Origin of the sequence: Pseudomonas sp. PsB (assembly GCF_043658375.1) — a bacterium.
Lineage (GTDB): Bacteria > Pseudomonadota > Gammaproteobacteria > Pseudomonadales > Pseudomonadaceae > Aquipseudomonas > Aquipseudomonas putida_Z.
In genome coordinates, this window is the sequence record NZ_JBIGLU010000030.1 from 24,374 (window position 1) to 46,269 (window position 21,896).

A 21,896-nucleotide genomic window follows, 5' to 3' on the forward strand; every position below is an offset into this window, starting at 1 on the left:
GTGGGAGCGGGCGAGCCCGCGAAAGGGCCTTGGCAGGCGATAAAGGCTCAGAGGCCGAGCATATCCCGCGCCACCGCCTCGGCGATGCGAATGCCATCGACACCCGCCGACAGGATCCCGCCCGCATACCCAGCCCCTTCACCCGCCGGGAACAGCCCCTTCAGGTTCAGGCTCTGGAAGTCCTCACCGCGGGTAATGCGCAGCGGCGACGAGGTGCGGGTCTCGATCCCGGTCAACACTGCATCATGCAGGTTGTAGCCCTTGATCTGCCGGTCGAACGCCGGCAGTGCCTCGCGAATGGCCTCGATGGCGAAGTCCGGCAGGCTTGGCGCCAGGTCGCCCAGGGTCACGCCCGGTTTGTAGGACGGCTCGACACTGCCCAGTGCAGTCGACGGCCGGCCGGCGACGAAGTCACCCACCAGCTGCGCCGGGGCCTGGTAGTTGCTGCCGCCCATCACGTAGGCGTGGGCTTCCAGGCGCTCCTGCAGCTCGATGCCGGCCAGCGGGCCGCCCGGGTAATCGCGCTCGGGGTCGATGCCGACGACTATGCCGGAGTTGGCGTTGCGCTCGTTACGCGAGTACTGGCTCATGCCGTTGGTAACCACCCGGCCTGGCTCGCTGGTGGCGGCGACCACGGTGCCGCCCGGGCACATGCAGAAGCTGTACACCGAACGGCCGTTCTTGGCGTGGTACACCAGCTTGTAGTCGGCGGCACCAAGTTTCGGGTGACCGGCGTACTTGCCCAGGCGCGCCTTGTCGATCAGCGTTTGCGGGTGTTCGATGCGGAAGCCCACCGAGAACGGCTTGGCTTCCATGTACACGCCCTTGGCATGCAGCATGCGGAAGGTGTCGCGGGCACTGTGGCCCAGGGCCAGCACCACATGGCGCGATTGCAGCTGTTCGCCGCTCTCCAGCACCACGCCGGTCAGCTGCCCATCCTCGATCAGCAGGTCGGTGACCTTCTGCTGGAAGCGCACTTCGGCGCCGAGGGCGATCATGTCCTGACGCATCTGCTCGACCATGCCGGTGAGGCGGAAGGTACCGATGTGCGGCTTGTTGATGTACAGGATCTCGTCCGGCGCACCGGCCTTGACGAACTCTTCCAGCACTTTGCGGCCGTGGTGCTGCGGGTCCTTGATCTGGCTGTACAGCTTGCCGTCGGAGAAGGTACCGGCGCCGCCTTCGCCGAACTGCACGTTGGACTCTGGGTTGAGCACGCTCTTGCGCCACAGGCCCCAGGTGTCCTTGGTGCGCTGGCGCACTTCCTTGCCGCGCTCGAGGATGATCGGCTTGAAGCCCATCTGTGCCAGCAACAGGCCGGCGAAGATGCCGCACGGGCCGAAGCCGACCACGATCGGGCGCTCCTGCAGATCGGCAGGGGCCTGGCCGACGAACTTGTAGGTCACGTCTGGCGCCGGGCCGATGTTGCGATCGTCGGCGAACTTGCTGAGCAGTTCGGCTTCGTTGCTGGCTTCCAGGTCGATGGTGTAGATGAACAGCAGTTCGCTGTTCTTCTTGCGCGCATCGTAGCTGCGTTTGAACAGGTTGAAGCTGAGCAGTTGCTCGTCGCGGATGCCCAGGCGCTGGACGATGGCTTCACGCAGGGCTTCGTCGGGATGGTCCAGGGGCAGCTTCAGTTCGGTGATTCGTAGCATGGCAGGGTCCAGTATCCCGGCCATGGGCGGCCGGCGGCTTTACACAAACTGCCAAGTATAAGCTGTTCGCCGCCCCGACTGGCAGGATAAAAGCGCCCGGCGATCAGTTGTCGCGCGCACCGCCGTAGTAACCGCAGCCCTGCAGGGTCTTGCCGTCGATGCGCAGTTCGGCGCGCAGGTGGTGGATGGCACCGGTGGCGGTGTCTACGCAGCGTTGTGGCGCGACCCACAGCTCCACGTGCTGGCCGTTGGCTTCGCTGGTCAGGGTCAGGCCGCCGCCGGGCACTTCTTCTTCCAGGAAGGGCAGGGGCAGGGGTTCCTGGCCGACGCGGTTGAGCACCATGCCTTTGCCGCTGGCCTTGATGTCCCATTCCGGCTCGTGGCCGTTGGCGCGCAGGGTCAGCTGCTTGAAGTTGGGGTCTTCACAAGCGCGGGTGGAAGGTTCCAGGCGGTACAGGCGACGAACCTCCAGTTGGCCGTCGTTGTTGGCCTGCCTGCTGCCGGTGAGGCGGCCACGGACGTCGGCGAACAGCTTGTCATTGGCGTCCTTGGCGAGGTTGGCGGCCTCCTGCAGGATGCCGGTGGCGGCGACGTCGTTGATCACGAAAGTGCGGTTTTCGCTGCACGGCTTGAACAGCAGCTGGCCACCGGCGGCACGCAACTCGCCCTGCATGCGCGTGGTGCCGATGTTCGGGTCGCTGGGGGCGTCAGCCATGAGCTGGCAGCCGGCGAACAGGGGCAGCAGGGCGGTGAGCAGCAGGGTGGGGGTGAGGCGCATGGGGCGGGCTCCGGGGGTCTTTGCCGTGAAAGCAGGCCACGTTACTCAGGCTGGCGCTGGATCACAAGTTAATGGTTGCCTGTGCTGGCCCTATCGCCGGCAAGCCAGCTCCCACAGGTACCCCACAGTTCCTGAAAGTTGTGGGGGCCTGTGGGAGCTGGCTTGCCGGCGATAGGGCCAGCACAGGCAATACATTTCTGGCAGGTAGAAAAAAGGGCCAGTAGATGGCCCTTTTCCCGGTCAACCCCCCAGGTACGCGTCGCGCACCTTCGGGTCGGTCAACAGTGCTTCCCCAGTACCCTGCATCACCACCCGGCCGTTCTCCAGCACATACGCCCGGTCAGCGATCTTCAGCGCCTGGTTGGCGTTCTGCTCCACCAGGAACACCGTCACGCCATCACGGCGCAGCTGTTCGATGATGTCGAAGATCTGCTGGATGATGATCGGCGCCAGGCCCAGCGAGGGCTCGTCGAGCAGCAGCAGCTTGGGTTTGCTCATCAGCGCCCGGCCAATGGCGAGCATCTGCTGCTCGCCACCGGACATGGTGCCGCCACGCTGGATATAACGCTCCTTCAGGCGCGGGAACAGCTGCAGCACCTTGTCCAGCTGCTCCTGGTAATCGCCCTTGTCGGTGAAGAAACCGCCCATCGCCAGGTTTTCCTCGACGGTCAGGCGGGAGAACACACGGCGGCCTTCCGGCACCACCGCGATGCTCTTGCGCATGATGTGCGAGGACGGCTGGCCGACCAGTTCTTCACCCAGGTACTTGATGCTGCCGCTGTGCGCCTGCGGCGAGCCGCACAGGGTCATCAGCAAGGTCGACTTGCCGGCACCGTTGGCGCCGATCAGGGTAACGATCTCGCCCTGGTTGATCTCCACGTTCACGCTGTGCAGCGCCTGGATCTTGCCGTAGAAGGTGGAAACGTTCTCGAACTTCAGCATTTACGCTTCCCCCAGGTAGGCTTTGATCACGTCAGGGTTGTCGCGGATCTCTTCCGGCGTGCCGTGGGCCAGGGGGGTGCCCTGGTTGATCACCACGATATGGTCGGAAATGCTCATCACCAGCTTCATGTCGTGCTCGATCAGCAGCACGGTGACGTTGTGCGACTCACGCAGGTAGGCGATCAGCGCCTTGAGGTCTTCGGTCTCCTTCGGGTTCAGGCCCGCTGCCGGTTCGTCGAGCATGATGATGCGCGGCTGGGTCATCATGCAGCGGGCGATTTCCAGGCGGCGCTGCTGGCCGTAGGCGAGGGTGCCGGCGGTACGGTTGGCGAACTCGGTCAGGTTGACCTTCTCCAGCCAGTACTGCGCGCGCTCCATGGCCTCCTTCTCGCTGCGGCGGAAGTTCGGGGTCTTGAACAGGCCGGCGAAGAAGTTGGTGTTCAGGTGGCGGTGCTGGGCGATCAGCAGGTTTTCCAGCGCGGTCATTTCCTTGAACAGGCGCACGTTCTGGAAGGTCCGCACCACGCCCTTGCGGGCGATCTGGTGCCCGGCCAGGCCCTGGATCGGCTGGCCATCGAGCAGGATGGTGCCGCCGCTGGGCTTGTAGAAGCCGGTCAGGCAGTTGAACACCGTGGTCTTGCCGGCGCCGTTCGGGCCGATCAGTGCCACCACCTGTTTTTCCTTGACGGTCAGGCCCACGCCGTTGACCGCCAACAAGCCGCCGAAGCGCATGCTCAGGCCGCTGACTTGCAGAATTTCGCGGCTCATCGACGCAGCTCCATGTGTGGACGTTGCATAGGCAGCAGGCCTTGCGGACGCCAGATCATCATCAACACCATCAGCGCACCGAACATCAGCATCCGGTATTCGCTGAACTCACGCATCAGCTCGGGCAGCAGGATCATCACGATGGCCGCGAGGATCACGCCCAGTTGTGAGCCCATGCCGCCGAGCACGACGATGGCGAGGATGATCGCCGACTCGATGAAGGTGAACGACTCCGGCGTCACCAGCCCCTGGCGCGCAGCGAAGAAGCTGCCGGCGAAACCGGCGAAGCAGGCGCCCAGGGTGAATGCCGACAGCTTGATCACGGTCGGGTTCAGGCCCAGTGCACGGCAGGCGATCTCGTCTTCGCGCAGGGCTTCCCAGGCGCGGCCGATCGGCATGCGCAGCAGGCGGTTGATCACGAACAGCGCCAGCAGGGCCAGCAGCAGGGCCACCAGGTAGAGGAAGATGACCTTGTTGATCGAGTTGTATTCCAGCCCGAAGAACTCATGGAAGGTCTGCATGCCCTCGGCGGCACGGCGTTCGAAAGTCAGGCCGAAGAGCTCTGGCTTGGGGATGTTGCTGATGCCGTTGGGGCCGCCGGTCCAGTCGGTGAGGTTACGCAGGAACAGGCGGATGATCTCGCCGAAGCCGAGGGTCACGATCGCCAGGTAGTCACCGCGCAGGCGCAGCACCGGGAAGCCGAGCAGGAAGCCGAAGGTAGCGGCCATCAGGCCGGCGATCGGCAGGCATACCCAGAAGCTCCAGCCCAGGTAGTGCGAGAGCATGGCGTAGCTGTAGGCGCCTACGGCGTAGAAGCCGACGTAACCGAGGTCGAGCAGGCCTGCCAAACCGACCACGATGTTCAGGCCCAGGCCCAGCAACACGTAGATCAGGATCAGCGTGGCAATGTCGACCGCACCGCGCGAGCCGAAGAACGGCCACACCAGTGCCGCGACGATCAGGCCCATGATCACGTAGCGCTGGGTCTTCGGCAGGGTCAGGTAGTTGCTGACCGCCGGCGGGATCAGCTTGCGATCCGAACGGCGACCCATTACCGAGTTCCACTGCTTGTCGAACAGCACGCGCAGGAACATCAGCACAGAGCACAGGGCAATGATGCTGAGGTTGAACGAGCCCTGGCTGTGCACGGACAGGCTGATGCCGTCGATGCTCAGTTTCAGGCCCAGTACCGGGAAGGCCACGGCCCATACCAGCAAGGCGCTGAAGAACGCCTGTTTGAGATTTCTGTTCATACTTTTTCAACCTCCGGGCGGCCCAGGATGCCGGTCGGCCGGAATAGCAGGACAAGAACCAACAAGCCGAATGCCACCACGTCCTTGTACTGGTCGCCGAAGATATCGGCACCGAACGCTTCGGCCACGCCCAGCACCAGCCCGCCGAGCATGGCGCCCGGAATGCTGCCGATGCCACCCAGCACCGCCGCGGTGAAGGCCTTCAGGCCCACCAGGAAACCGGCGTTGGGGTTGATCACCCCGTACTGCATGCTCAGCAGCACGGCCGCCACCGCCGCCAGGGCGGCACCGATGACGAAGGTGAGGGCGATGATGTTGTTGGTGTTGATGCCCAGCAGGTTGGCCATCTTGATGTCCTCGGCGCAGGCGCGGCAGGCGCGGCCCAGGCGGGAACGGGAGATGAACAGGGTGAGGCAGGTCATGGCCACCAGGGTGACCACGAACACCAGGATCTGCATGTAGCTGATCAGTACTTCCTCCGCGCCGCCCGGCCCGAACGAGAAGCTTCCGGGGATCAGGTTGGGGATGGACTTGTCCTTGGAGTCTTGCGACAGCAAGACGGTGTTCTGCAGGAAGATCGACATGCCGATGGCGGAAATCAGCGGGATCAGTCGGTTGCTGTTGCGCAGGGGGCGGTAGGCAACCCGTTCGATGCTGTAGCCATAGGCACTGGTGACGAAGATCGTCGCGACGAAGGCGACGGTCATCAGGATCGGCAGCGAATGGATACCCATCATGGCCAGGCCCGCCAGGGCGATGAAGGCCACGTAGGAACCGATCATGTACACCTCGCCGTGGGCGAAGTTGATCATGCCAATGATGCCGTACACCATCGTGTAGCCGATGGCGATCAAGGCATAGGTGCTGCCGATGGTCAATCCATTAACCAGTTGTTGGAAGAAATGGTAGATCTCAGGCATTACAGCGCTCCTAAAAACCTGATTTGCATTTCGCTGGCGGGGGTAGGCCAGGAAACCGCGGGTGACGGTTTTAAGATTTTCAGGTGAACCCGCCCCCGGATCGCGGGGATCAGGCCCATGAACCTCGTAAAACAAAGCCCACTGCTCGCACAGTGGGCTTCTACGGTCAGCTATTAGTCACGCAGTTACTGAGGGGAGACTTCGGTCTTCGGCTTGCCGAAGTGCCATTCGTAGACCACGAACTTGAAGTCTTTCAGGTCGCCCTTCTCGTCGTACGACAGGGTGCCGGTCGGGGTCTTGAAGGAGCCGGCGTGGATGGCCTCGGCCACCTTCTCGGCGTCTTCGGACTTGGCGGCCTTGATGCCCTGGGCGATCAGCTCGACAGCCGAGTAGGCCGGGAACACGAACGGGCCGCTTGGGTCCTTGCCGTCAGCCTTGATGGCGTCGACGATCTTCTTGTTGGCAGGGTCCGCGTCGAACGACTTCGGCAAGGTCACCAGCAAGCCTTCGGAGGCGTTCTGGGCGATCTGCGAGATGGAGTCGTTGCCCACGCCTTCCGGGCCCATGAACTTGGCTTTCAGGCCCTTTTCCTGAGCCTGGCGCAGGATCAGGCCCAGCTCTGGGTGGTAGCCGCCGTAGTAGACGAAGTCGACGTTGTTCTGCTTGAGCTTCTGGATGATCGAGGAGAAGTCCTTGTCACCGGCGTTCAGGCCTTCGAACACGGCAACCTTGGTGCCTTTGCCTTCCAGGGTCTGCTTGACCGCGGTAGCGATGCCTTCACCGTACTGCTGCTTGTCGTGCAGGACGGCTACCACCTTCGGCTTGACGTGGTCGGCGATGTAGTTGCCGGCAGCCGGGCCCTGGGCGCTGTCCAGGCCGATGGTACGGAAGATCAGCTTGTAGCCGCGGGCGGTGATTTCCGGGGAGGTGGCGGCCGGGGTGATCATGATCACGCCTTCGTCTTCGTAGATGTCGGACGCAGGCTGGGTGGAGCTGGAGCACAGGTGGCCAATCACGAACTTGACGCCGTCGTTGACCACTTTGTTGGCGACTGCAACGGCCTGTTTAGGGTCGCAGGCGTCGTCGTATTCCTTGGCTTCGAGCATCTTGCCATCCACGCCGCCCGCGGCGTTGATATCCTTGATGGCTTGCTTTGCGCCGATGAACTGCATGTCGCCGTACTGGGTCACAGGGCCGGTCTTGGGACCTGCAATCCCGATCTTGATGGTATCGGCGGCAAACGAATGGCTGGCTACCCCTGCCAGAACCATTGCGGCGAACAGCTTGGAAATCTTGATCATAGTGCTCCACTCATTCTGTTGTAATTCTTATAGTCCTGGCGGCCAGGGCTACAGACCGGGCGGGATTTGCGGCGTGGCCATGCCAACGCGCAAGCCCACCTTCCCCCGGAACATGTCCCGGAACTGTACCGGTACAGTGTAGAGCGCTGTTCGAGCGCTTGAAAAGCGGTCGAAAAGTGCCTGCTTCCTGGGTTGTCGCATGGTCGACACAAAGATACAGAAAGGCGCCATCAAACTGCCTGCATCTGCGACCCCGCCCCACAAGTTCGGGATCAATCGACCAAATTACATATTTGAAACCGGGTTTTTCTGCAAAAATGCCGACCTTTTTTATTGGCCGATTTTTGCGGAAACCACCCATGACTGATCAAACAAGCACCCTCTATGCCAAATTGCTTGGCGAGACGGCAATCATCGAGTGGAAAGCGCTGGAGCGTTTCTGGGCCAAGGGTGACCTGATTTGGGTCGACCCGAGCCTCGACCTGATCACCGTTGCCGAGGCGATGGCCGAGAATCGCAGCGAGATCTTCGCCAAGTGGCGTAGTGATGGCACTGTTGGGCCGGTGACCGCCGAGCAGGCCCTGGACCTGCAAAGCCGCGATCCAGAGATCTGGGCGGTGGTGGTTTCGCCGTTCATCGTGATCCAGGTGAAGCCCCCGGCAGAGGCGTGATCGCTTTTGGTGCGCGAAAATGCGCAGCAGCCCCGTTTTGGTGCTCGAAGGCGCTCAAAGCGGGTAGAGGGAAGTAACAATTCGGCGTGGCGGTAACAGTTTACGGGATGCGTAATGCCCCACCGTTCTGCCAGGCAACGCGAAACCTGTAGGAGCGGCCTTGTGTCGCGATGGGCTGCGCAGCAGCCCCGGCATTTTTTGCATCGATGCGGAAATCTGGGGCTGCTGTGCAGCCCATCGCGACACAAGGCCGCTCCTACAGGTTCCTGGCCCGCATGGGTAATGTTCGAACCAGTCAGGAGTCATTGATGAGCACTGCACTACCTTCGCTTGGATTCGCCGGCATCGGCCTGATGGGCCTGCCCATGTGCCGCCGCCTGTTGGCAGCGGGCTACCCGCTGACCGTGTGGAACCGCAGCCCGGACAAGTGCGCGGCACTGGTCGCCGCCGGCGCGCGCCTGGCCAGCAGCCCTGCCGAACTGTGCCGCGACAGCGACATGCTGCTGCTGTGCCTGGCCGACACGGCCGTGGTCCGCGAAGTGGTGTTCGGCGAGCAAGGCATCGCTCAGGGCGGGCGCAGCGGCCAGTTGCTGATCGATTTCTCCAGCCTGGAGCCAACCGCCACCCGTGAAATGGCCGCCGAACTGGCAGCGCTGTGCGGCATGGCCTGGTTGGACGCGCCAGTTTCCGGCGGCACGCCGGGGGCCGAAGCCGGCACTCTGGCGATCATGGTCGGTGGCGAGGCGGCCGACCTGGAGCGGGCGCGCCCGGTACTGCAGGTACTCGGCCAGCGGGTGACACACATGGGGGCGGTGGGCGCAGGCCAGGTGACCAAGGCCTGCAACCAGATGATCGTGGCCTGCAATGCCTTGGTGATTGCCGAAGTGGTGGCCTTGGCTGAACAGTCCGGGGTCGATGCGACGCTGATCGCCGAAGCGCTGGCGGGCGGCTTTGCCGATTCCAAACCGTTGCAGATCCTCGCTCCGCAAATGGCCGAAAGCCGCTTCGAGCCGATCAAGTGGCACGTGCGCACGCTGCTCAAGGACCTCGATGGCGCGGTCAAGTTTTCCCGCGAGCAAGGCTCGGCGACGCCGCTCAGTGGCCTTGCCGCACAATTGATGCGCCTGCACGCAAGCCAGGGTTACCTGCAAAAAGATCCGGCGACCCTGGTTGAGCTGTATCGCAGCAAGGGCTGAACACACCGCCCTGGTGCTGCAGCCGCTCCAGCAGCGAGCGCAGTTCGGCAAGCGGCTCCGGGCGGCCCAGCAAGTAGCCCTGCAGGTAATCGCAGCCGTGGGCTTCGAGAAACGCCAGCTGTTCGGCGGTTTCCACGCCCTCGCTGACCACCTGCAGATGCAGGGTATGCGCCATGACGATGATCGCCTGGACGATCTCGCGGTCCTTCTGGCTGCCCGGCACATCCTGCAGGAAGCTGCGGTCGATCTTCAGCACGTCCAGCGGCAGGCGCTTGAGGTAGGCCAGTGACGAGTAGCCGGTGCCGAAGTCATCGATCGACAGCGCCACGCCCAGGGCGCGCACGCGCTTGAGCAGGTTGACCGTGCGCTGGATATCACCCATCAGGGCGTTCTCGGTCACTTCCAGTTCCAGCTGCCGGGGTGCGAGCCCGGCGTGGAACAGCGCCTTTTCCACTTCGTTGGGCAGTTCGTCGTGGCTGAGGGTGACGGCCGAGCAATTGACCGTGACCTTTAGGTTGCCATGGCCGTGTCGCTGCAGGTAGGCCAGGTCGGCGCAAGCGTGGCGCAGCACCCACAGGTCGAGGTCGATGATCAGCCCGTTGGCTTCGGCGATGGCGACAAAACGATCGGGCCCAAGCAGGCCGTGTTGCGGGTGTCGCCAGCGCACCAGGGCCTCCAGTTTGGCCACTTGCCTGCTGCGCAGGTCGAAGATCGGCTGGTAGTGCACGCACAGCCCATGCTCCTCGAGCAGGGCCACCCGCAGTTCCTCTTCCAGTTGCAGGGCAATCGAGGCCTGGGTCTTCAGGCTGTCGTTGAAGAAGTTCAGGCTGTTGCGCCCGTTGCCCTTGGACTGGTAAAGGGCGAGGTCTGCATGCTTGAGCAGCTCTTCGGCGGTGGTGCCGTCGTCGGGGAAGATGCTGATGCCGATACTGGTGGTCATGACCATGCGCCGTCCGCCCAGGTTGATGGGCTCTTTCATCCTCTGCATGATGCGCTGGGCCAGATGGCGGGCTTCGTCGCGGTTGTTGAGGCTGGTGACCACGCAGAACTCGTCGCCGCCAAAGCGTGCGACCAGATCGTGGTTGCGGGTGGCGGCCTTGATGTGGCTGGCGATCACCTTGAGCAGTTCGTCGCCGGCGTCGTGACCGAGGCTGTCGTTGATGCGCTTGAAATGGTCGATGTCGAGGAACATCACTGCCAGGTGGCTTTCCGTGGCCTGGTGTTCGGCCAGGCGTTCGGCGAACACCTGGTTGAAACCGCGGCGGTTTACCAGGCTGGTCAGGGCATCGTAGTGCGCGGCCTGCTGCAACGACGCGCGGGCCTGGTCGAGCTGGCTGAGCAGCACGCTGACCCGGCGCAGGTCGTGCTCCTTGCTTTGCAGCTTCTTGTCGGCCAGCGCAGTACTGACGCTGGCAGCACTGATCAGCAGGGTGATGAAGCCGATGCCCAGCGCCAATTGCAGGCTGTTGTCGCCAGAGGGCAGGCGCAGGGCGGTGTCGGCCGGGATGACCAGGGTCATGGCCGACATCGCGGTGAAGTGGGTGGCGACGATACCGCCGGCCATCAGCAGGCTGGCGCCGTACTTCATGGCCTGGTGCAGGGTACCGCTGCCATGGCGGAAGTAGCGGGCCAGGTACAGCGCGGTCAGGCTGGTGAGCAGGGCAATGGTGGCCGAGGCCAGCAGCAGGCCGGACTGGTAGTACTGGCGGGCGCCGGTTTCCAGGGCGGCCATGCCTACGAAGTGCATCACGATGATACCCAGGCCGATCAGTACCGCACTTTGCAGGTAATGGTGTGTTTGCATCTGGCTGCGGTCGAGGCTGTGCATGGCCAGCCAGGCGACGGCCAGGGCGATGAGCAGCGAAAGGATGGTCAGGGACGCGTCGTAATGCACTTCAACTGGCGCCTGGAAGGCCAGCATGCTGATGAAGTGCATTGCCCAGATGCCACCAGCAAGGCAGCAGGCACCGAGCATGTTCCATTGTCGGTGGGCGGTGGGGTCTTCGCTGTGGGATTGGCGCTCGGCCATGTCCAGGGTGGCGAAGCAGGCCGCACAGGCGACGAAGTAGGCGAGCAGAACCAGGAACGGTTCATGCCTGCAATCAATGACGATGCGCCCGGTTGCCGGCAGGTCGGCGAACAGTTGCAGCCCCAGCCATTCCATGGAATGCCTCATGATCGAGTTTTCACTCGTCTGCGCTACAACCCTGTGCAGACTGTCCAGAGGCAGTATAGGAAGAGGTGTTTAACCCTTCCTGACTAATGGCACATTGATTTCTACGATTTGGTTATGGAACCAATCGCCGCCAAGAATATTGGCTCGCTTTTTTGTAGGAGCGGCCTTGTGTCGCGATGGGCTGCGTAGCAGCCCCAGATTTCTGCACTACCGCAAAAATGCTGGGGCTGCTGCGCAGCCCATCGCGACACAAGGCCGCTCCTACACGGGTGCGGGGAAAGACTAGCCAGCCACCAGCACGCGAATGGCTTCCAGGCGCAGGGCGGCCTTTTCCAGCATCGCCAGGCCCTCTTCGCGCTGCTTGCGCAGCGCTTCGATCTCGCTGTCGCGCACGCTCGGGTTGACCGCTTGCAGCGCGACCAGACGAGCCAGTTCTTCGTCGGCTTCCGCTGTCAGGCGGCGCTGGGCCTCGGCCACGCGCTCGACGTGGGCCGGCATGACCTTGGCCTCGCCGCTGCCGATGCGCTGGGCCAGCACGTCACGCTGGGCCTGGACGAACTTGTTGGCGCTGGCGCGTGGCACGCTTTCCAGCTGGTCGTTGAGGGTTTCGAAGGCCACGCGGGACGCCAGGTCGTTGCCGTTGGCGTCGAGCAGGCAGCGCAATGCCGCCGGTGGCAGGTAACGGCCCAGTTGCAGGCTGCGCGGTGCCACCACCTCGCTGACGAACAGCAGTTCAAGCAGCACGGTGCCGGGTTTGAGCGCTTTGTTCTTGATCAGCGCCACGGCGGTGTTGCCCATCGAGCCGGACAGCACCAGGTCCATGCCGCCTTGCACCATCGGGTGCTCCCAGGTGAGGAACTGCATGTCCTCGCGCGACAGCGCCTGGCCACGGTCGTAGGTGATGGTCACGCCTTCGTCGTCGCCCAGCGGGAAGCTGGCGTCGAGCATCTTCTCGCTCGGCTTGAGGATCAGGGCGTTCTCGGAATGGTCTTCGCTGTCGATGCCGAAGGCGTCGAACAGGGTTTCCATGTAGATCGGCAGGGCGAACTGGTCGTCCTGTTCCAGAATGTCCTCGACCAGCGCCTGGCCTTCGCCGGCACCGCCGGAGTTGAGTTCCAGCAGGCGGTCACGGCCGGTATGCAGTTCGGCTTCCAGGCGTTCGCGCTCGCTGCGGGCATCGGCCACCAGGGCTTCCCAGGCCTTGCTTTCGCCACCTTCGAGCAGCGGCAGCAGGCGCGGGCCGAACTGGTGCTGCAGGGCGTTGCCGGTAGGGCAGGTGTTGAGGAAGGCGTTGAGGCCTTCGTGGTACCACTGGAACAGGCGCTCTTGCGGGCTGTCCTGCAGGTACGGGATATGCAGCTGGATGGTGTGCTTCTGGCCGATACGGTCGAGGCGACCGATGCGCTGTTCGAGCAGGTCGGGGTGCGCCGGCAGGTCGAACATCACCAGATGGTGGGCAAACTGGAAGTTGCGGCCTTCGCTGCCGATCTCGGAGCAGATCAGCACCTGCGCGCCGAACTCTTCGTCGGCGAAGTAGGCGGCGGCGCGGTCGCGTTCGAGGATGCTCATGCCTTCATGGAACACCGAGGCCGGGATGCCGGAGCGCACGCGCAGGGCGTCTTCCAGGTCCATCGCGGTTTCGGCATGGGCGCAGATCACCAGCACCTTGGTGCGCTTGAGCATCTTCAGGGTGTCGATCAGCCAGTCGACGCGCGGGTCGAAACGCCACCACCGCTCGTCATCGGCCACCTCGCCCTGGGCCTGGAAGGCGACTTCCGGGTACAGCTCGGCATGTTCGCCGGCTGGCAGGTCGCGGTACTGCTCAGGCGTGGCCAGTGGGTAAGGGTGCAGCTGGCGCTCAGGGAAGCCCTGGATCGCCGCGCGGGTGTTACGGAACAGCACGCGGCCGGTGCCGTGGCGGTCGAGCAGCTCACGGATCAGGCGCGCGCTGGCCTGGGTATCGCCGTCGCTGACCGCGGCCAGCAGGGCTTCGCCTTCGGCACCCAGGAAGCCCTGGATGGTGGCGTGGGCCTTGGGCGACAGGCGGCCTTCGTCGAGCAGTTCCTGTACGGCTTCAGCCACCGGGCGATAGTGCTCGCTCTCGGCGCGGAAGGCGGCCAGGTCGTGGAAACGGTTGGGGTCGAGCAGGCGCAGGCGGGCGAAGTGGCTGTCCTGGCCGAGCTGCTCGGGGGTGGCCGTGAGCAGCAGCACGCCCGGGATCACCTGGGCCAGCTGTTCGACCAGGCCATATTCGGCGCTGACCTGGTCTTCGTGCCAGACCAGGTGGTGGGCTTCGTCCACCACCATCAGGTCCCAGCCGGCGGCGAACAGCGCGTCCTGGGCCTTTTCGTCGTCGACCAGCCACTCCAGGGCCACCAGCGCCAGCTGGGCATCCTCGAACGGGTTGCTGGCGTCGCTTTCGATGAAACGCTCGGCGTCGAACAGGGCCACCTGCAGGTTGAAGCGGCGGCGCATTTCCACCAGCCACTGGTGCTGGAGGTTTTCCGGTACCAGGATCAGAACGCGGCTGGCGCGGCCCGACAGCAGCTGGCGGTGGATCACCAGGCCGGCTTCGATGGTTTTGCCCAGGCCCACTTCGTCGGCCAGCAAGACGCGCGGCGCGCTGCGGTCGGCGACTTCGCGGGCGATGTGCAACTGGTGGGCGATGGGTTGGGCGCGGCAGCCGCCCAGGCCCCACAGCGCCGACTGCATCTGCTTGCTGGTGTGCTGCAGGGTGTTGTAGCGCAGGCTGAACCACGACAGTGGGTCAATCTGCCCGGCGAACAGGCGGTCGCTGGCCAGGCGGAACTGGATGAAGTTCGACAACTGGGTTTCCGGCAGGGTGCGCGGCTGGTTCTGCCCGTCCAGGCCGTGGTAGACCATCAGCCCGTCGATGTCCTCGACCTCGCGCACGGTCAGCTTCCAGCCTTCGAAGTGGGTGATCTGGTCACCTGGCGAGAAGCGCACGCGGGTCAGCGGCGCATTGCGCAGGGAATACTGGCGGGTGTCGCCAGTGGCCGGGTAGAGCACGGTCAACAGGCGGCCATCCTGCGCCAGGATGGTACCCAGGCCGAGCTCGGCTTCGCTGTCGCTGATCCAGCGTTGCCCCGGTTGATACTGCTGCGCCATACTGCCTGAACTCCCGCGATGAAAAAGCCGGTTATGTTAACGGATCGGCCGGTCAGACCAAAGTGCCGAGCGCATCGAAAGGTGCCGAAGTGCGATAGGTAGCAACAGTCTAGCCGCTTCATCGCCCCCCACCGTGCTGCCGACGAGGGCCCCGGATCAACATGTCTGCCAAGCACCGCTGGATCAGCACTTCGATGGCCGTGGGCAGCCTGTTGCTGCTGGCCGCCTGCGAGCAGAAAAACTTCGAGACCTTGCCCGCCATCCCGATCGAGCAGCTCGAGGTACTGGGCGTGCAGACACCGATCAAGAGCGTGCACTTTCGTGACCGCGACGGTGAAGGCCTGCTGGTATTGAGCCGCAGCGATGGCCAGGCCAGCGACCCGGAAAGCGAGCAGGAAGTGGACAAGGTGGTACTCAAGGCCACGCTGTACGGGCGCACCGCCGAAAACGACGCGTTCAAGGCACGCTGGCAGATCGAACAGGAAACCACCTGCCCCGGCCTGGACCTGGACGTGGACTTCTATAACGACGTAAGCGATGTCGGTGACCTGAACAAGGACGGCGTCGCTGAAGTGACGGTTGCCAGCCACGCCTTCTGCGGCGGTGGCATCGACCCGCACGACATCGCCATCGAGATGCGCGAAGGGCAGGCCAGCTACAGTATCACCGGCCAGTCGCTGATCACCCCGGCGGGTGAAGAGCCGATCGGCGGTGAGCGTGAGGACAGCGCTTCGCTCAAGGCCGCGCCGCAGGTGCTGCGCGAGCACATGGACGCGGTCTGGCAGCAGGTGTACAAGCGGCCCTGGAGCGAGGCCAGCCCGCCAAGCGACGACGACCCTGACGACGAAGCCGAATAAGTGTTGTGCCTGCCATCAAGGTAAGCCCGCGCCTGCCGATACAGGGGGCATAGGAGAACGTCCATGCTGCCACCGATCATTCCGCTCAGTGCCGCGCCGGTGACCTCGCAACAGGACCCGGTCAAGCCGACACCCGACATCAAGCCGGTGGTGCCGACGCAGCCTGCATCCGGTGAAAGTGCCATCGACCTCAAGCACCAGCGTGACCCGCAGGAGCAGGCGCTGCTGCTGCGCGACGAGCAGCGCCGCCAGCAGCAACGCCGGCAGAAGGGCGACGACGAACGCTACAGTGCGATGCCGGGTGACGAGGTCAACGCCGACAACACCGTGCCGGTGGCGCCATTGATGGGCGAGCATGTACGCCAGGGGCTGCTGGTGGACATCGAAGTCTGACATGGGGCTGGTCAGCGCCAGCGCCTGGCTTCATCATGCAAGTCTCAGTTGATCGTCGAGCCCACCCATGAGCCAAGACAACCTCATCGATTTCGATGCCGAACGCGCCAAGCGCGTCCACGACCTCAAGGAAAAGCGCCTGAACGAGATGCGCAATGCGTTCGAGCAGGCCCTGCCGTTGAACACCGCCAAGAAAAAGAAGCCCAAGGGCAAGCCGAAGAAGCGCTGAAACTTGACGCAGGTCAACCCTGCACCCGCCTCGCGTGCCCGGCCCCGGGCACCATTGACACCGATCAATTTTCCCCGCCCCCACATTGGTTAACTTGCACCCATCGGACAACGGCAAACGAATGGGGAGGCCAGCATGTTCTTCGACAACGTGGTTATCGCCGGAGTGGTAACGGTCGGGTTGATGGTCGTCTTCTTTGCCGGTCTGGGCATTTTCATCTGGAAGGACTCGAACAAGCGCAAGCCGCGCTGACCTTCCGGGTACACGAGCACGCAAGGCATTTAGGGCGACTTCGGTCGCCCATTTTTTTGCCTGCAATTTTGGTGTTGCCTGTACCGGCCCTTTCGCAGCACAAGGCTGCTCCTACACAGTATCTGTAGGAGCAGCCTTGTGCTGCGAAAGGGCCGGGACAGGACCATCTGCACCTCCTATAAAGATGATTAGCTAGCTAATTAATCGTTTCCGCTTTATCCTTTCCCCAATTGTCTATCTTTCTACAAGACCATCCCCGCAAGGTCCGTCTCGTGCCCATCACCCTCCAGGCCCTGTTCGCCCCCAGCAGCCTCGCCCTCAAGTTCACCATCAAGACCCTGCTCGGTGGCGGCCTGGCGCTGTGGCTGGCGATGCGCTGGGGGCTGGAGCAACCGTCCTGGGCACTGATGACCGCTTTCATCGTCGCCCAGCCGTTGTCGGGCATGGTGGTGCAGAAGGGCCTGGCGCGGTTGGCCGGTACCTTGGTCGGCACGTTTGCGTCGGAGCTGTTCATCGGCCTGTTTGCCCAGACCCCATGGCTGTTCCTGCTCACCTTGGCCCTGTGGCTGGCCCTGTGCACCGCCGCCTCCACCCAACTGCGCAGCGCCTGGGCCTATGCCTTCGTGCTGGCAGGCTACACCGCGGCGATCATTGCCCTGCCGGCCATCGACCACCCGTTGCAGGTGTTCGACCAGGCCGTGGCGCGCTGCACCGAGATCTGCCTGGGCATCTTCTGTGCCACCGCCAGCAGTGCCTTGCTCTGGCCCATGCGGGTAGAGCAGCAACTGGGCGGGCAAGCCCGCCAGGCCTGGCAAAACGGCCTGCAGGCCGCCAGTGCCATGCTGGGCGGCGAAGACGAGGCGCGCAAAGGCCTGCTGGAAAGCCTGGGGCGCATCGTTGCCATCGACAGCCAACGCGAACACGCCTGGTTCGAAGGCAACCGCGGGCGCCAGCGCGCTCGTGCCATTCGTGGCCTGAGCCAGAAACTGATGGTGCTGTTGCGCATTTCCCGTTCGGTGCGCCGGCAGTGGCGGCAACTTGATGAGCGCGAGGCCGAACGCCTGGCACACTGGCTGGAGGAAGTGCGTGCACTGCTGGGCAAGCCCGACCAGCCGAACCTGTTGTTGCTGCGCCAGCGCATCTGGGATGCTGCCCACGATGAACAGATCAGCCCGGCGGAGCACTTCTGCCTGGCGCGCATCGCGCTGCTGCTGGATTACGCCATGGCTGCCAGCCAGGCGCTGGACGATGTGGAGGCGGGCAGGGCGCCCAAAGATGTGTCCCAAGGCCTGGCCGCGCACCGCGACTGGTCGCTGGCTTTGCTGTTCGGCTCACGCAGTGCGCTGGCCTTTCTGGTAATGAGTGGCTTCTGGCTGGCCACCGCATGGCCTTCGGCACCAGGTGGCCTGGTGCTGACCTGCGTGGTCTGCAGCCTGTTCGCCAGCCGCGAGAACGGCGCGCAGATCGGCCTGAGCTTCCTGCGTGGGATTTTCCTGGCGATACCTGCGGCGTTTCTGGTCGGGCAGATTCTGCTGCCGCAATGGAGCAGCTTCGCCATGCTCTGCCTGGGCATGGGCGTGCCGCTGTTTCTTGGTGCGCTGGGCATGGCTCACCCGCGGACCGGGGCCACGGCCACCTCCTATTGCCTGCATTTCATCGTGCTGGTGTCGCCGCTCAACGCCATGCAGTTCGGCGTGGCCACCATGCTCAACAGTGCCTTGGCCATGCTCGTGGGTGTGTCGGCAGCGGTGATGGCCTTCCGTTTGTTGGTGTTTCGCCACCCGGCCTGGTTGGGCCGGCGCCTGCGTGCGGCGACTCAGAACGACCTGGTGCGCCTGACCCGGCGCGACCTGCGCGGGGCCGACAGCTGGTTTGGCGGGCGCATGGCCGACCGCCTGATGCAACTGGCGCGGCATGCCGGCGAACTGCCCGAGAGCGAACGCAAGCGCTGGGACGACGGCCTGCACGGCCTGGATATCGGCGACGAACTGGTGCACCTGCGCATGTGCCTGGCGGTTGCCCAAGCCCCGTTGGGGCGGGCCGAGCGCGAATACCTGCAGCAGGTAGAAGCCGTGCTGGCCAAGGGGCCGGCGCCCGGGCGAGGTCAGCGCCTGGATGCTGCCAGCGAACAGTTCATTGGCGCCTTGCGCCGTCTACCCTCAAGCGATCCGCTGCGGTTGGCCGAAGGGGCGGTGCTGCAACTGCAGAAGAGCTGGGGCAAGTGGTGCCACTGGCAGGAGGAAGCCCATGGGGTTGCGTGAGTGGGAAGTGGGCGGCGTGCTGTTCAGCCCTTTCCTTGTTTATGTGTTGCTGGCGCTGGTGCTTACCGGGTTGTTGCGTCTGCTGGTGCAGGCCACGCCGTTGGGGCGCTGGATCTGGCATGAAGCGCTGTTCGACGCGGCGTTGTTCGTTTGTGTGTTGTTCCTGGTGGTGCGACTGCTGGGAGCTTTATAAAGGAGTGTTTCGATGCGTGCGGCCGTACGTACCCTGGTCACCTTGTGTGTGGTGGCCCTTGCCGTGTTCGCCGGCTATCAGCTGTGGCAGTACTACATGCTCACCCCCTGGACCCGCGATGCCCGTGTGCGCGCCGATGTGGTGGTGATCGCCCCTGATGTGTCCGGCTGGGTGCGCGAGCTGAAGGCCCGTGACAACCAGCAGGTCAAGGCCGGCGACCTGCTGATGAGCATCGACCGCGAACGCTTCCAGGCGGCCTTCGACCAGGCCAGCGCGGTAACCGAGACCCGCACCCAGCAACTGCGCCTGCGCGAGCGTGAAGCGGCCCGGCGTACCGCCCTGGGGCCGGAGGCGATCAGTGCCGAATTGCGGGAAAACGCCCAGATCAATGCGGCCATCGCCCGTGGTGAGCTGCATGAGGCCGAGGCACAGTTGCAGGTTGCCAGAATCAACCTGGCGCGCAGTGAAGTGCGGGCACCGCGCAGCGGGCATATCACCAACCTGCGCCTGGCCGAGGGTAACTATGTGAACACCGGGGAATCGGTGATGGCCCTGGTGGACGATTCAACCTTCTATATCCAGGCCTACTTCGAGGAAACCAAGCTGCCGCGCATTCGTGTGGGGGATGCGGTGAAGGTCTGGCTGATGGGCGCAGGCGAGCCGATGCAAGGGCATGTGGAAAGCATCAGCCGTGGTATCACCGACCGCAACAGCAACCCCGACAGCCAGTTGCTGCCGGAGGTTGAACCGACCTTCAACTGGGTGCGCCTGGCGCAGCGGATACCGGTGAGGATCCGCCTCGACCAGGTGCCGGAGGGCGTGACCCTGAGTGCGGGGATGACGGCCAGTGTGCAGGTGCATGAGGAGCAGAATCGGCCGTGAGGGCCAAGGGGGCTGCTGAGCAGCCCATCGCGACACAAGGCCGCTCCTACAGGCGATCGCGTATTCCCCGTGCGATTGCGTATTCTTGTAGGAGCGGCCTTGCGTCGCGATGGGCCGCAAAGCGGCCCCAAATTCTCGATTTCAGAGGAACATCCCGCCTGAAACCTCCAGCCGTTGCCCGTTGATCCAGCCATTGCCATCTTCCAGCAACAGCGCAATCGCTGCTCCGATATCATCCGGCAGGCCCACGCGCCCCAGCGCCGTGTTGCCGGCAATGTATTCATTCACCTGGCGGTTGTCCCGCACCACGCCGCCGCCAAAGTCCGTCTCGATCGCCCCCGGCGCCAGAATGTTCACGCGAATACCACGCGCGCCCAGTTCCTTGGCCTGGTAGCGGGTCAGCACCTCCATCGCCCCCTTCATCGCGGCATAGGCGGCATACCCCGGCAGCGCAAAGCGCGCCAGGCCAGTGGAAATGTTGACGATGCGACCATTGTCGACCAGCAGCGGCAGCAGGCGCTGGGTGAGGAAGAACGGTCCTTTCAGCTGGATGTTCAGCAACTGGTCGAACTGCGCCTCGCTGGTTTCGGTGTATGGCACGTTCAAGCCGATCCCGGCATTGTTCACCAGAAAATCGAAACGCTCGCGACCGAAGTGTTGCTGCAAGGTTGCCCCCAGGCGTTCGGCGAAGCCGGCAAAGCTGGCGCTGTCGCTGACGTCCAGTTGCAACATGGCGGCCTTGACCCCGGCCTGCTCCAGCCGCACGGCCACGGCCTGGGCTTCCTCGGCCTTGCTGTGGTAAGTGCCGATGACATCGATGCCGCGTGCGGCCAGGTGTTCGGCGGTGTTGCGGCCCAGGCCGCGGCTGGCGCCAGTGATCAGGGCAATCTTGCGGGTCATGGTGAAAACCTCATGGTGGGCTGATGTGCACAGGTTATTGGTCGGTGTTGTGCTGTTAAATCCGGCAAATATGGAAATACTGTTCGGTAAAACCGGATAGACGAGGTTCAAGTGAACAAGCTGGAGTTGTTGCGCACCTTTGTACGGGTGAGCGAGGTCAGCAGTTTCACCCTGGCTGCCGAGAGCCTGGGGCTGCCCCGTTCGACCGTGTCGGAGCAGGTCAGGGCGCTGGAGCGTTTGCTGGGTACGCAGCTGTTCAACCGCACCACCCGCCGGGTGCAGGCAACCCAGGATGGCGCCTTGCTGTACGAGCGCAGCAAGGACCTGCTGTCGGGCATGGACGAGATCGAGAGCCTGTTCTGCGCCGACAATGCCGAGCTGGCCGGGCGCCTGCGGGTCGACCTGCCGACCATGATGGCCCGTCGGGTCATCATCCCGGCGCTGCCGCAGTTTCTACAGCGCTTCCCGCGCCTGGAGGTGGAGCTCAGTTGCACCGACCGCCAGGTCGACCTGCTGCGTGAAGGCTTCGATTGTGTGATGCGCATTGGTGCCCTGCATGACCTGGATGTGGTGGCGCGCCCGGTCGGGCAACTGAGCATGCGCAACTGTGCCAGCCCTGCCTACCTGGCCCGCCATGGCGTGCCGCGCACGCTGCAGGACCTGGCCGAGCACCACCTGGTGCACTACGTGCGCACCCTTGGGGGGCGCAGTGCCGGTTTCGAATACCTGCAGGACGGTGAACTGCACTTCCAGGCCATGGCCGGAGTGGTCACGGTCAACAATGCCGAGGCCTACTCGGCGGCCTGCCTGGCCGGGCTGGGGCTGATCCAGGTGCCGGCGGTGGGCGTGGCCGAGCACCTGCAGCGCGGTGAGCTGGTTACGGTACTGGAAGGCTGGCAGGCCCCGGCCATGCCTGTGTCACTGCTGTATGCCCGGCAACGGCACGTGCCACGCCGGGTGCAGGCCTTCATGCAGTGGCTGGGCGAGGTACTGCATTCGCAGGTTGACGGTGGCCGCTGATTGATGAAAAGCGTGGCGCCTGTGCGACGGCCTGCGTTAGGCTGCCAGTCACGAGTTGCCCGGCAGAGGCAACCACCCCCGCCTGGCGTGCGTATCTTCCGATTTCATTGCGAGGTTACG

Annotated in this window: 20 protein-coding genes; 10 read left to right on the plus strand and 10 right to left on the minus strand. The window is 63.9% G+C overall.

All coding sequences use genetic code 11. The features are described from left to right. Positions 1-47 precede the first annotated feature (47 nt). The 7 genes from ACGLHT_RS24680 to ACGLHT_RS24710 form a co-directional block, all read right to left on the minus strand. Entirely contained in the window at positions 48-1,655 is a 1,608-nt protein-coding gene (locus ACGLHT_RS24680; protein WP_274120303.1) for an NAD(P)/FAD-dependent oxidoreductase, read from the minus strand. Positions 1,656-1,758: 103 nt separating this feature from the next. Next, positions 1,759-2,433, minus strand: a complete 675-nt coding sequence (locus ACGLHT_RS24685; RefSeq protein WP_025340360.1) for a COG3650 family protein — start codon at positions 2,431-2,433, stop codon at positions 1,759-1,761. Positions 2,434-2,673: 240 nt separating this feature from the next. Continuing rightward, a complete protein-coding gene (locus ACGLHT_RS24690; RefSeq protein ID WP_013973921.1) occupies positions 2,674-3,375 on the minus strand; it encodes an ABC transporter ATP-binding protein in 702 nt (233 codons plus the stop codon). Beyond that, positions 3,376-4,143, minus strand: a complete 768-nt coding sequence (gene livG, locus ACGLHT_RS24695; RefSeq protein ID WP_025340358.1) for a high-affinity branched-chain amino acid ABC transporter ATP-binding protein LivG — start codon at positions 4,141-4,143, stop codon at positions 3,376-3,378. Beyond that, positions 4,140-5,396, minus strand: a complete 1,257-nt coding sequence (locus ACGLHT_RS24700; RefSeq protein ID WP_025340357.1) for a high-affinity branched-chain amino acid ABC transporter permease LivM — start codon at positions 5,394-5,396, stop codon at positions 4,140-4,142. The genes livG and ACGLHT_RS24700 overlap by 4 nt, the downstream gene beginning before the upstream one ends. Further along, complete coding sequence (livH, locus tag ACGLHT_RS24705) at positions 5,393-6,316, minus strand: high-affinity branched-chain amino acid ABC transporter permease LivH (RefSeq protein ID WP_025340356.1); 924 nt, start codon at positions 6,314-6,316, stop codon at positions 5,393-5,395. Before livH ends, ACGLHT_RS24700 begins: the two co-directional genes overlap by 4 nt. A gap of 185 nt (positions 6,317-6,501) precedes the next feature. Continuing rightward, a complete protein-coding gene (locus ACGLHT_RS24710; protein ID WP_025340355.1) occupies positions 6,502-7,617 on the minus strand; it encodes a branched-chain amino acid ABC transporter substrate-binding protein in 1,116 nt (371 codons plus the stop codon). A gap of 359 nt (positions 7,618-7,976) precedes the next feature. Between ACGLHT_RS24710 and ACGLHT_RS24715 the strand changes: the two genes are divergently transcribed. Then, positions 7,977-8,288, plus strand: a complete 312-nt coding sequence (locus ACGLHT_RS24715; RefSeq protein ID WP_274079438.1) for a DUF2288 domain-containing protein — start codon at positions 7,977-7,979, stop codon at positions 8,286-8,288. A 308-nt stretch (positions 8,289-8,596) separates the two neighbouring features. Beyond that, positions 8,597-9,484 (plus strand): NAD(P)-dependent oxidoreductase, encoded by an 888-nt coding sequence (locus tag ACGLHT_RS24720; protein WP_085590179.1) that lies wholly within the window; start codon positions 8,597-8,599, stop codon positions 9,482-9,484. Here the strand turns inward: ACGLHT_RS24720 and ACGLHT_RS24725 are convergent. After that, positions 9,384-11,648: a bifunctional diguanylate cyclase/phosphodiesterase gene (locus tag ACGLHT_RS24725; RefSeq protein WP_274121148.1), complete on the minus strand. Its 2,265-nt coding sequence runs from the start codon at positions 11,646-11,648 to the stop codon at positions 9,384-9,386. The two genes, ACGLHT_RS24720 and ACGLHT_RS24725, sit on opposite strands and share 101 nt — an antisense overlap. Before the next feature lie 294 nt (positions 11,649-11,942). Further along, complete coding sequence (gene rapA, locus ACGLHT_RS24730) at positions 11,943-14,789, minus strand: RNA polymerase-associated protein RapA (RefSeq protein ID WP_274121147.1); 2,847 nt, start codon at positions 14,787-14,789, stop codon at positions 11,943-11,945. A 161-nt stretch (positions 14,790-14,950) separates the two neighbouring features. On the opposite strand from rapA, the gene ACGLHT_RS24735 reads away from it, so the two are divergent. From ACGLHT_RS24735 to ACGLHT_RS24765, 7 genes are all read left to right on the plus strand, one after another. Continuing rightward, the gene (locus ACGLHT_RS24735; protein ID WP_025340349.1) at positions 14,951-15,646 is read left to right on the plus strand and encodes a M949_RS01915 family surface polysaccharide biosynthesis protein; all 696 of its coding nucleotides are present in this window, start codon (positions 14,951-14,953) and stop codon (positions 15,644-15,646) included. Positions 15,647-15,709: 63 nt separating this feature from the next. After that, positions 15,710-16,039 (plus strand): aspartate-semialdehyde dehydrogenase, encoded by a 330-nt coding sequence (locus tag ACGLHT_RS24740; protein WP_085590175.1) that lies wholly within the window; start codon positions 15,710-15,712, stop codon positions 16,037-16,039. Between the two features lie 67 nt (positions 16,040-16,106). Beyond that, a complete protein-coding gene (locus tag ACGLHT_RS24745) occupies positions 16,107-16,268 on the plus strand; it encodes a hypothetical protein (protein ID WP_075046112.1) in 162 nt (53 codons plus the stop codon). 135 nt (positions 16,269-16,403) lie between these two features. Then, complete coding sequence (gene ccoM, locus ACGLHT_RS24750; RefSeq protein WP_025340347.1) at positions 16,404-16,520, plus strand: cytochrome c oxidase subunit CcoM; 117 nt, start codon at positions 16,404-16,406, stop codon at positions 16,518-16,520. A gap of 272 nt (positions 16,521-16,792) precedes the next feature. Next, the gene (locus ACGLHT_RS24755; protein WP_274121146.1) at positions 16,793-18,781 is read left to right on the plus strand and encodes an FUSC family protein; all 1,989 of its coding nucleotides are present in this window, start codon (positions 16,793-16,795) and stop codon (positions 18,779-18,781) included. Further along, positions 18,768-18,974, plus strand: coding sequence for a DUF1656 domain-containing protein (locus tag ACGLHT_RS24760; RefSeq protein WP_046614712.1), 207 nt, complete (start codon positions 18,768-18,770; stop codon positions 18,972-18,974). Before ACGLHT_RS24755 ends, ACGLHT_RS24760 begins: the two co-directional genes overlap by 14 nt. 12 nt (positions 18,975-18,986) lie before the next feature. Further along, on the plus strand, positions 18,987-19,856 hold the full coding sequence (locus tag ACGLHT_RS24765) for an HlyD family secretion protein (protein ID WP_137164699.1): 870 nt from the start codon (positions 18,987-18,989) through the stop codon (positions 19,854-19,856). Between the two features lie 141 nt (positions 19,857-19,997). On the opposite strand, the gene ACGLHT_RS24770 is transcribed toward ACGLHT_RS24765, so the two are convergent. Next, positions 19,998-20,756: an SDR family NAD(P)-dependent oxidoreductase gene (locus tag ACGLHT_RS24770; RefSeq protein WP_025340343.1), complete on the minus strand. Its 759-nt coding sequence runs from the start codon at positions 20,754-20,756 to the stop codon at positions 19,998-20,000. A gap of 111 nt (positions 20,757-20,867) precedes the next feature. Between ACGLHT_RS24770 and ACGLHT_RS24775 the strand changes: the two genes are divergently transcribed. After that, complete coding sequence (locus tag ACGLHT_RS24775; RefSeq protein WP_274121144.1) at positions 20,868-21,776, plus strand: LysR family transcriptional regulator; 909 nt, start codon at positions 20,868-20,870, stop codon at positions 21,774-21,776. The last annotated feature ends 120 nt before the right edge of the window (positions 21,777-21,896 follow it).